General features: G+C 67.2%; 9 protein-coding genes and 1 pseudogene. 9 read left to right on the plus strand and 1 reads right to left on the minus strand.

Going from position 1 to position 10,182, the window contains the following annotated elements; genetic code table 11:
• The first annotated feature begins 76 nt into the window (after window positions 1-76).
• The 9 genes and pseudogenes from BM396_RS24610 to BM396_RS24650 all read left to right on the plus strand — a co-directional run bounded on the left by BM396_RS24610 (window position 77) and on the right by BM396_RS24650 (window position 9,222).
• Window positions 77-1,327 carry an MBL fold metallo-hydrolase gene (locus BM396_RS24610; RefSeq protein ID WP_043384336.1) on the plus strand — a complete coding sequence of 417 codons (1,251 nt, stop codon included), beginning with the start codon at window positions 77-79 and terminating at the stop codon, window positions 1,325-1,327.
• Entirely contained in the window at window positions 1,324-2,454 is a 1,131-nt protein-coding gene (locus BM396_RS24615) for a hypothetical protein (RefSeq protein WP_081948696.1), read from the plus strand. The genes BM396_RS24610 and BM396_RS24615 overlap by 4 nt, the downstream gene beginning before the upstream one ends.
• Window positions 2,455-2,582: 128 nt before the next feature.
• A complete protein-coding gene (locus tag BM396_RS24620) occupies window positions 2,583-3,044 on the plus strand; it encodes a hypothetical protein (RefSeq protein ID WP_139239538.1) in 462 nt (153 codons plus the stop codon).
• A gap of 82 nt (window positions 3,045-3,126) precedes the next feature.
• Window positions 3,127-3,612 (plus strand): hypothetical protein, encoded by a 486-nt coding sequence (locus tag BM396_RS24625; protein WP_043384328.1) that lies wholly within the window; start codon window positions 3,127-3,129, stop codon window positions 3,610-3,612.
• Between the two features lie 14 nt (window positions 3,613-3,626).
• Complete coding sequence (locus BM396_RS24630; protein WP_051976129.1) at window positions 3,627-4,079, plus strand: hypothetical protein; 453 nt, start codon at window positions 3,627-3,629, stop codon at window positions 4,077-4,079.
• Window positions 4,080-4,096: 17 nt separating this feature from the next.
• Window positions 4,097-4,801, plus strand: a complete 705-nt coding sequence (locus tag BM396_RS24635) for a hypothetical protein (RefSeq protein ID WP_043384325.1) — start codon at window positions 4,097-4,099, stop codon at window positions 4,799-4,801.
• A 1,202-nt stretch (window positions 4,802-6,003) separates the two neighbouring features.
• Entirely contained in the window at window positions 6,004-7,014 is a 1,011-nt protein-coding gene (locus BM396_RS24640; RefSeq protein WP_043384483.1) for a nucleoid-associated protein, read from the plus strand.
• Window positions 7,007-8,365: a hypothetical protein gene (locus BM396_RS24645; protein WP_051976125.1), complete on the plus strand. Its 1,359-nt coding sequence runs from the start codon at window positions 7,007-7,009 to the stop codon at window positions 8,363-8,365. The genes BM396_RS24640 and BM396_RS24645 overlap by 8 nt, the downstream gene beginning before the upstream one ends.
• A 236-nt stretch (window positions 8,366-8,601) precedes the next feature.
• Window positions 8,602-9,222: pseudogene (locus BM396_RS24650) on the plus strand (tyrosine-type recombinase/integrase).
• Between the two features lie 186 nt (window positions 9,223-9,408).
• Here BM396_RS24650 and BM396_RS24655 read toward each other — a convergent pair.
• The coding region (locus BM396_RS24655) for a DUF3658 domain-containing protein (protein WP_091994988.1) at window positions 9,409-10,182 on the minus strand (774 nt) is incomplete at its 5' end.

Here is a 10,182-nt window from a genome sequence, read left to right on the forward strand (position 1 = left end):
ACCACTGGCTATAGCCACACGGTACGGCTAAGCTAAAGCGGCGGCAGGGGGACCGCGGGGGCGGACGACGAACACGATGCGCGTTCGCATCCACCGCGGCACGCGCGAGATCGGCGGCACCTGCGTCGAGCTGGAGCACGGCGGCGCCCACCTGCTGCTCGACCTCGGCCTACCGCTCGACGCCGAGCCCGACGACGCGAGCCGCCACCCGGCGATCGAGGGGCTGGCCGGCGGCGGCAACCTCCTTGCGCTCCTGCTCTCTCACGGTCATCGCGACCACGTTGGCCTCGCTCACCTCGCCGGGCCGGACCTTCCAGTGGCGATGGGCGCGGCCACGCTGCGCATCCTCAAAGCGGCGGCCGCCTTCGTCCCGGACACCCACGTCCCAGCCAACGCGATCACTTTCACCGAGGGGCACACCCTCACCTTCGGCCCGTTCACGGTCACGCCGCGGCTCGTTGACCACTCGGCCTACGACGCCTACGCCCTGCTGGTGGAAGCCGGCGGTCAACGGCTGCTCTACTCCGGTGACCTGCGCGCCCACGGGCGCAAGGGCGCGCTGTTCGAGCGCCTCGTGCGCGACCCGCCCCGCGGGATCGACACCCTGCTGCTGGAGGGTTCGAGCCTCGGCCGGCTGGAAGACGACCGCACTTTCCCGACCGAGGCGGAGATCGAGACGCGCTTCGTCGGGCTGTTCGAGGATACCGCCGGCCTCGCCCTGGTCGCGGCCTCGGCCCAGAACATCGACCGCGTCGTGTCGCTCTACCGCGCGTGCAAGCGCACCGGCCGTACACTGGTCCTCGACCTCTACGCCGCCGAGGTGCTGGCCGCGACGGGCAACCCACGCGTGCCCCAGTCCGACTGGCCGGGCGTGGCCATATTCGTACCGCACCACCAGCGCGTGTGGGTCAAGCGCACCGGCCGCTTCGACCTGATCGAGCGGCATGGGGCGAACCGCATCTACGCCGAGCAGCTCGCGACGCTCGCCCCGCGCGCGGCGCTGCTATTCCGGCACTCGCTGCTGCCCGACCTCGACCGCGCCGGGTGCCTCGCGGGCGCGCAAGCGATCTGGTCGCAATGGGCGGGCTACCTCGACCAGCCCCGGGGGCAGGCCCTCGCCGCGGATCTGGCGGAGCGCGGCATCCCGCTCGCCCACGCCCACACCTCGGGCCATGCCGGCATCCCGGACCTGAAGCGGCTCGCGGCGGCGACCGCGCCCCGGCAGCTCGTGCCGGTCCACACCTTCATGCCCGAGCGCTTCCCCGCGCTGTTCGGCGCAAACGTCACGATCAGGGAGGACGGGCAGTGGTGGGAAACGGCGGCATGAGCGGCACGGACGCGGCGGGGGTGACCGGCACGGGGGACGCCACGGGGATCAATGCCACGACCGCGGCCCCGTACCGGAGCCTCGGCGAATCGTTCCTCGCGGCGCTGGAGGCGCTCGCGCACGCACCGCACGGGGGCTGGTGGTCCGACGTGCTCGCCGACCCGGACCTTCTGCTGGCGGTGCGCGACCGCTCGCTCAACGTCTACCACCGCGGCGCCTCGCTGTTCCGCATCACCCTGGCGGGCGCGGGCGTGGCGGCCGAGACACACGCCAAGTACCTCGTACGTCAGCGCCAAGCGCTGACCCGGCTCGGCCCGGACGGGGGCTTCGACCTCGACTCGGGCAGCGCGGTCTGGACGCGGTACGACGGGCCCGGCACGCTCGCCGAGATGAAGCGGGCAGCCGCGGCACTGTCCGGTCTGGAGAAGACCGGGTTACACGCGCTGGTGCAGGCCAGCCCGAACGTCGTCGACGTCGAGATCGCGCTCACCGGTGCGGCGTCCGCGACCGCCCCCGTCGAGCAAGACGAAGCAGAGGCGGACGCCGCGCTCCTCGCACCGGACGCCGAGACCCCCGCTGCCTCAGCCCAACCTCGCCTCCGCCAGGACCGGCTCGACGTGGCAAGCCTGGAGGAGCGGGGCGTACCGAGCGAGGCCTGGCTCGTCTTCCACGAGGCCAAGCTCGCGGCGAACCCGGGGCTTCGTTCGACGACCACCCCGGCGATCGTCGCGCAGGTCGCGCGCTACCGGGCGAGCCTGACTGCGCAAGCCGAGCGGCTGGCGGCGGGCTACCCGGCGCTGTGCTGCGACCTCGTCCGTCTCGACGCCCTGCGCCGGGCCGTGCTCACCGCCCGCGGCCTCGACCTCGCGGCGCTGCCAGCGCGCGACCCGCTCGTGGCAGAGGTCGCCTCCGGGTCGCGACGGCTCCGGGTCGACCCCGAGCCGCGCCTCGTGGTGTTCGGCTTCGACGCCGATCAGCGCGACGGCTGGCTGCGGGCGGTCACCGAGGAGTTGCGCGGCCGGCACGGGCTGCGGGTCTACGCGGTCGGTAAGCCCGGCGGGCGCACAGCCGCCGCCTTCCGCCGCCCGGCCGACGCGGGCGCCGCCCCGACGCCCGACGCGGCCTGACGACCCTGCCCACATCGGGTGCGACCGCCGGACGCAGCATGAATCGGCGTCCGGCGGTAAAATCCCGGGGTGGGCAACGGGTATCCCTCTCCTCGGCTCCTCCGGACCGTCCGCGAGATCCCTTCGTCATGTCCAGGCCGTCTCGTCACCCCGCCACGAACCGCCGCGCGCTGCGTCTCCCCTGGCAGGCTTACACCGCCACGACCGCGTTGAGGCTCGGCGCGATGCTGGCGCTCACGCTGGCCGCGGCACCCGCCCATGCCGACTCGCCGTTCGAGGGGCGCTACCAGGGCCGCGGCGACGGTCGGCTCGACCTTCATGTGTTTGAGTTCGGCGACGGCAGCGGCGCCCACTTCGTCATCGCTGAGACCGCAATCCCGAATGAATGCACCGGCGAGCTGCGCGGCCTAGCCAAGCCCGGGGGCGCGGGGGCGCTGGTGCTGACCCGCAAGGAGAAGGGATCGGACGAAGCCTGTACCCTCACCCTGCGCTTCGGCCCGGACCGCAAGCGCGTGCGGGTGGAGGAGCAGGGCTGCGGCGACTTCCATGGGGCGTCCTGCGCCTTCGGCGGCGCGCTGGCCCGCCGCTGAGAGTACCCCCCGGCCGGGCGTTCCCGCGCCCGGCTGGTCTGACCCAGCTCACATCCCGCCACTCCTCTCGATGGATCCCCCCATGATGCGCGCGATGCTGCCGCTCGCCCTGTTGCTGCTGGCCGCCTACCCGGCCCGAGCCAACCCGCCGGTTGACGATATGAAGTCCGGCGGCTGCCTCGAACTCAAGCTCGACGGCCGACCCACCCCCTGCAACCACGACTTCCGCTTCGTCGATGACGGCAAGGGCGAGATCAGCTTCCTCACCGGCTATGGCGACGGCCGGGGCGCCCCGAAGACGGTGCTGGCACTGTTCACCGCCCAGGCGCCCGATATGGAGAACGCCTTCGGCTACGCGCTGCGCCTGACGAACGTGACGCTGATGACCTACGACAGGCCGACCACCCAGCGGATGTGGAAGGCCGCCGGCCTGTGCTTTTTGGTCAAACCGAACCCGGTGCGGGCCGGCGGGAAGCTGGTGCAGCAGGACATCGTCGTGATGTGCTCGGCCACGCTCGCCGATCCGGGCGCGCCCGTACGGCGTATCGACTGGAAGTTTGTGTTCTGACGGGGATGGGCACCATGAGCACGTCCCTCACCGGCACGGATGCCGCCGCACCGGGTCCCGACACCCCTTCCGGCGAACCGCCCGCCCCGTACGTTGGCATCTTCTGGGGCGTTCCGGACGACGGGCGCACGGTGCTGGTCACCGACCGCACGCCCCTAGCGGAGGCGGAAGCCTACGGCGACTGCCTCACCCACCCGCGCGGGCACCACGAGGTCTGGGAGGCATGGCGCCGGCTCGGAGCCACCGCGCTGCGCCGCCGCGGCCTGCCACCGGCGATCGCGGGCTACGAGTACGAGGCGTTCCCGCGCGGGCGGGTGGTCTACATGCGCGGGCCGGCACTGTTCACCCTCTACGCGGACCGGCGCCTGCAGCGGCCGGAGATGATCGCCGACCTCGTCCAGCTGTTCGGTCTGACCGGACAGGACCACGTAGTGCACTCGGACGCGCACTACCGTACCCACGTCTGACCCGGAGGACACACAGCATGGGCGGCAGCTCAGCCGACATCGAGGCGCTGCTGGTCGACGTCACCGACCCAGGCGATCCAACACCGGGGATGCTGCCGGCAATCTTCCGCGACATCGTCGGGCGGCTCGACGCGACCGGGCTCGCCTACGCCGTGGTCGGACGCATCGCCCTGACGCTGCACGAGCAGGCCCGCTTCGTCGGCGAGATAGAGATCGTCGCCGACCTCGGCGCGGACATGGGCGAGCGCGCAACGGAACTGGCGCGGGCGACGCGCGCCCGGTTCACGGCGCACATGGACCCGCAGCGGTGCCGACGTCCCATCGTCCTGACGCTGCGTCCCTGCACCGGAGCGACCGAGACTCAACTGCTGGCCGAGGCCGTCACCCGCCCGTGGTTCGGCGTGCCGGCGCAGCTGGCGAGCGCGGAGCACCTCCTCTGGCTCTGGTGCCACACCGAGGCTCCCGACCATCCAGCGGACGCTGCCGCGCTGATCGCGGGCGGCACGGTCGACCTCCACCGCGTACACGGCCTGCTGCGCGAAACAGACGATTTCGAGGAGATCGGGCAGATGCGACTGCGACTGGCAATCGGCGACGCGGTCTTGTCGACGACGTCCTCGTTCAGCCGGTTCATGGCGGAGCGGCGAGCCCGGCTCGACCCGAACCACGTGCCGATCTGGCGGCTACAACGGGCGGAGGCCGCGGATGGCGACGAGCGCTGAGGGGGCGGCCGTCCGACAGGTCCCAGCCCTGCATCGCTGCGTATGACGACCGCGTCCGCGGCTGTCTCGCGGCCGTCGCGACGACTACATTACAGCGAAAATTGATCCGAGCGGCGGTAGACGAGCTGGACCAGCAGGACCGCCTCCACCGCCTATGACGCGCCTGCCGGTGGGCGCCGGCGTACCCGCGGCAGGCGGTTGACTAACCCCCTTGTCTTGGCACCCGTACCTCAATGCCCATACGGCTTGGCGCGCCTGAGAACCCCGCCTGACTGACCCGTCAGCACCGAGGCCACCCGACCCGGACCATCGCCGTTCTCGCGCCGATCCCCGCCCCGCCAAGTGTCTGAAACTTGGCACCTCTCGACGGGCCGGTTCTGCCGACAAGCGGCCTCGACGTCGGCCAGCGACCTGTAGCTCGCACTCGCGAGAAAAGCGGGTCACGGTTCCGCATAGCTGGGCGAGGCTGACGCGAACTCGTGACCCATTCCGGGCATTGAGAATGTCCGCTTGGGGGCGGCCAGCCCGCGGCTATGAACCTTCGGCGAAGTTGACTGGGGGTGTTGTGCTCTACCGCGGTTTAACGCCCTTTTGGCGCATTACGAGGCGTTTGCTCGAGTGTCCTTTTTAGACCGTTGCCGTTTCTGCTCGTCAGGGACTCTAGCGATCCGTTCGCATTGGGCGAACAGCTTTTGCGCGTAACGCCGCCCTGGGGCCGGGGTTCTGTTGTACCCGCCCGTGCCGCGTCGCGACCATTGGGACGGACAAACGCCGCGAGAAGCTCCTGCGCGCTCCTGCCGCCACCCCAATGCGATGGCGGCAGGACCCGAAGCTCTTCAAGATGGCGGGCCTTCTCGCAAGTCGCATCCTCGACGGTGACCGTCATTCCCACGCAGTCCGACACTCCAAACGTGCTGTATGCAAAAACCTAGTTTGCATACAGCGGCGCAGGTTCTCTGCGCTTTGGCGTAGCGAGCACGCGGCTGCCAACCCACACTTGTTCTCTTTTTGTTCACAGTGTAAAACAGCGGGCTCACGTGGGATGCGGGGTCAGCGCTCTGCACGATCCAACTCACCCCGAAAGGAGCCCGGGACAGGGGGCGGCGATCGTATCGTCTGGGTTGTCAGCGTCCTTGCGCCAAGCCAGTCTCGGCCGCAGTGAACGACACCTGAGGTCGTTGCATTCGCCGCTGGGAGGGCAGGTGACAAACACCATTATCCGCGTCGCGATCCACAACCTGACCAAAACCCAGGGGGCCTTCGTCGTTAAGCATGGAAAAAGCGATCTGAAAGTCACTCAGACGATGCAACGCGTGATCGACGACCTCACCGCTCTCTACGCCAAGCGGACCTCGAAATCTTACGGGAAATTCGCGGTCGATGAAGATCGATTTCCGACCGAGAAGCACCTCCGCGCCTACTTCAACGTCCAGCCCAGTGACTTCACGACGCTGACGCACAAAATGATGGAAACGCTGAAAGCTCAGGCGGGCTACAAGGGCGCTGCCACGGGCGGCCACGTCTTCTTCGCTCACTTCGAGCGCGAAGAACGGCAGTACCTCCTTATCGCGATCGTCAACGAGAAGCTCGGCGCATCGATGACGAGCGACCTCGATGTCCAGGATGTCCGCCATCTCGACATGGACGGTTTTCGGTTCGCGGGCCGCATCAACATGACCAGCTGGGCCAACGGCGAGGAGCGCTACATCGGCTTCTTGAAGGGAAAGCGGGAGGTCTCCGAGTACTTTAAGGAATTCCTCGGCTGTGACACTACGGTCCAGAACCGCCGTGACACGGCCGAGCTCGTCCAGGCGCTGATGGCATTCGCCACAGATGAAGGCATGGACACCCCGAGCAAGGACGATTTCCTCGCCCGCGCAAAAACCATCTGCGAGCGTTCGGCCAAGGCTCAGGAGGAACTCAGCTTCGAGGCGCTGGCCAACGAACTGAGCCCGCAGGATCCCGAGAGGCTGATGACCGTTCTGGCCGATCCCGATCTGCGCCTCAACGACGGCTTCGTGCCTGATCGCCGCGCCCTCGGACCGCTGATCAAATTCAAAGGCAAGACCTCGACCTGGAGCATCGAGTTCAACCGCGACGCGATCACCCGCGGAAATGTGCGGTTCAACGCTGAGGACAACACCCTCACGTTGACCGGCCTGCCCGAAGATCTCACAGCGCAGCTGCGCGCTGAGTACAGCCAAGATGGCTAGGATCACATTCGATCAGCTGACCCTGCTGTATCGTCATATCGCCTTCGATCAGAACGGCGATCAGGGAAGGCTGTCGATTGCGACCCAAGAAGTCCTGGAGGTCATCCAACTCATCGAAGATGACCAGGATGTCGCTGTTGACGCAGACATCGTGGTGCTCGAAGACGACGCGCTTCAAGTCGGTCAGATCGTATCAGTCCGCGTCGGCCCACCCCGGACCGCGCTCGGCTCCCTCGTTCGCGACTTCGACGGGTTGCTCGATAGCCCGGAAGCGCGGGTCAAAGAACCGCGCGCCTACTTCGTCATCGACGGCGGTATCACACCGGACATTGATCCTTGTCCCGAGCGCTTAGCGACCTATCGCAAGGTCCTCGAATTCACGAAGCTCGTCGGCGAAGCAGCGGTATATGTCGATCAATCCAAAAGGGAATTGATCTTCATCAAGGATGGCAAGTTCAGCGTTCCGCTGGCGTATAAGGCCGCCGACTTGGACCGTGTGAGCGTCTCCAACGCCGACGCCATTCTCAGCGCGTGCGCCGACGAGATTCACCGAGACCAGAAGCTTGCGATCCTCGCCGAAGCCGTCATCGGGATCTGCGCGTCTCAGCCGGTCGCAGTCCGGTTTCGCCACCTCATCGCAAACCTCGGTTCGGTGAACGAGGAAGTTCGCAACGGCTATCAGCTGTTCGCGTCCAGCTTCTCTTACTCGAAGATCCGCAACGAGATCGAAGCCGCACGCATCGATTATCTCAACAAGATCCATAAAACGATTATCGATATCCAGACGCAGTTGCTCGGTATCCCTGTCGCGACGGTCATCGTCGCCTCGCAGCTGAAAGTCACATCCGCCTGCGGCGTCGAGTTCTGGACCAACTTCGCCGTCGTCGTGGGAGCGTGGATCTTCGTCGCGCTCTTGGCGATCGCCATCGGAAACCAATGGGCGACGCTGACGTCCATATCCGACGATATCGCGCGCCAAAAAACCAAGTTTCAGCGGGACTTTGCGGCGCTCAGCAATCAGTTCGATACGATTTTCGTCACCCTTGCCGGTCGGATCAAATGGCAGCGAAGGTTTCTGGGGTTTGTTGGCGTGCTCGCAGTCGTCGGGGCAGCGGTGGCCACGTTCATCGCGTATCGAGTGACCAACGTCCCGTACATGAGCTGTTGGTCGGGTGAGGTCTCGGCGTCGGCACCAACACCGATCCCGCCGGCTGTGGCGCCTGTCGCACCGGCTCCGACGCCTCCGTCGCCTGTCTCGCCGCCCAAGCCAAGCCCGCCACCCGATTCGGCTCCACCAACGCGCGCCGAGCCGAAAATGGCTCCCACGCCACAGGCCTACCCGCAGCCGTAAGTGGTTTGCGCTGTCAGAAGCGCCAGGGGAGGAGAGGACACTCCGTGTCCCCGCAGTTCGGCTGATAGCTCGGTAGAACCGATCGCATAGGAGCGGCTCGCTCCAGGGGCCGACACGGCGACGGTCATCCGAAACTGCATGCCCACTACCGGGCGGTCATCTGATTTCCGTTCATGGCACGCAGCTACGGCGCGAGTGGGGTGGGATGCTGATGTCTCCCCAGAAGGAGCTGCATCATGCCTACCACGAACAAGACCGCCCGCCGGCCCTGGTATCTCGGCCGCCTCATCGGTCCCAAACCGCCGTTCAAACCCAAGCACATCTGGGCGACTCGCACCCGCCTGCAGCACGAGGGCCGTACCCGCGACCTCGCCCTGTTCAACACCGCCATCGACAGCAAGCTGCGCGGTTGCGACCTTGTCCGCCTGCGCGTGGCCGACATCCACCTCGGCGATGGCATCCGCCTGCGCACCACCATCGTCCAGCAGAAGACCGGACGGCCCGTCCCGTTCGAGCTGACCGAGACCACCCGTGAGACGCTGGCGGCATGGCTGAAGCTGCGGGGGCTTCGAGCCAGCGATTAGCTGTTTCCGAGCCGCAGCCGCCCGGGCGAGCACCTGACGACGCGCCAGTACGGCCGCCTGGTCGACGAGTGGGTCACGTTGATCGGGCTCGACCCGGCGGGCTACGGCACGCATAGCCTGCGCCGGACGAAGGTGGCGCTGATCTACCGGCGGACCGGCAACCTGCGAGCTTGTCAGCTGCTGCTGGGCCATACGAAACTGGAAAGCACGGTGCGCTATCTCGGCATCGAGGCGGACGACGCGCTCGTAATGTCGGAGCAGACCGACATCTGATCATTACCGCGGCGGCCTGCGCGGGCCGCCGCACCCAGCCCTCCACCGTCCGAGAAGGGTGGTTTTCCGCCGATCTCCTTTGGAGGATCAGCGGCGCAGAACGAGACGTCCGCTCAATCTACCATCCAGACCCGCTACAAGAGCCTCGGTATGCGGATGCCGGGCAGCCGCCCCTCATCTGACACCTCAGGCTGTTAAACCGGCGGTGGGCTTCCTGATCTCGTAATCGCGCATTCCCGGTCCCGGTCCTTTGATCTCAAGGTTTCCCGCATCCCCGAGGGCCTGGATACGACCGAACAGCACGATATCGCTGACGCCCTGACCCGGCGGATCAACCTCAACGGCGAGGTGGTGCAAGGTGCGACCGATCACCCTCGCCGCGACCTCCCAGTTTGTCGCGGCCTGAGCGATGAGCACGGCGTCGTAGTGTGTCAGCGGTGCCGATACCAAGCGGCCATTGCGCACGATGCGCAGCGGTGCATCCTCGCTCCTCAATGCTGCCCACCTCGCTGCGGCAGCATTGCACTCGGAGCGAGAGAAGACACGTCGCCTGTCCCTCAGGCGGGACGCGATCATGTCCTCGCGACGCATGATCCCGAGCGACCAGGGCGTTCGGACGCCGTCACGCGTGACGAAGTCGAGGGCTGTGGCGTCGATGATGTCGAAGGGGCGGCCATTCATGCGGAACGCAAATTCGAGGAAACTGGCGTGCTCGGTCGCGTCGCTCATGCAAACCCAATAGACGGGATGCACGCGGGTCGACGTGGCTTCCATCCATGGCTCCTCTGCCTCGCGCTGGTCGGCGTAGGGATCGGGTCGCAGGACGGCTCTGAGCCACGCGTGTCGAACATCTGGGTCCGGCGGATTGATGGGGCCGAAATTCAGGTCGCCCGAGAGCGCGATGACCCGCGCTTCGTCGCCCTGTGACCGAAGAGCGTCACGGATGGTGTCCGCCCTGCT

It is taken from the genome of Methylobacterium sp. UNCCL125 (genome assembly GCF_900116795.1).
Lineage (GTDB): Bacteria > Pseudomonadota > Alphaproteobacteria > Rhizobiales > Beijerinckiaceae > Methylobacterium > Methylobacterium fujisawaense.

Bases quoted from the DNA above. Each gene is read 5' to 3' on its own strand.
- BM396_RS24610 (WP_043384336.1), top strand. From the start codon at position 77: ATGCGCGTTCGCATCCACCGCGGCACGCGCGAGATCGGCGGCACCTGC.
- BM396_RS24615 (WP_081948696.1), top strand. From the start codon at position 1,324: ATGAGCGGCACGGACGCGGCGGGGGTGACCGGCACGGGGGACGCCACG.
- BM396_RS24620 (WP_139239538.1), top strand. From the start codon at position 2,583: ATGTCCAGGCCGTCTCGTCACCCCGCCACGAACCGCCGCGCGCTGCGT.
- BM396_RS24625 (WP_043384328.1), top strand. From the start codon at position 3,127: ATGATGCGCGCGATGCTGCCGCTCGCCCTGTTGCTGCTGGCCGCCTAC.
- BM396_RS24630 (WP_051976129.1), top strand. From the start codon at position 3,627: ATGAGCACGTCCCTCACCGGCACGGATGCCGCCGCACCGGGTCCCGAC.
- BM396_RS24635 (WP_043384325.1), top strand. From the start codon at position 4,097: ATGGGCGGCAGCTCAGCCGACATCGAGGCGCTGCTGGTCGACGTCACC.
- BM396_RS24645 (WP_051976125.1), top strand. From the start codon at position 7,007: ATGGCTAGGATCACATTCGATCAGCTGACCCTGCTGTATCGTCATATC.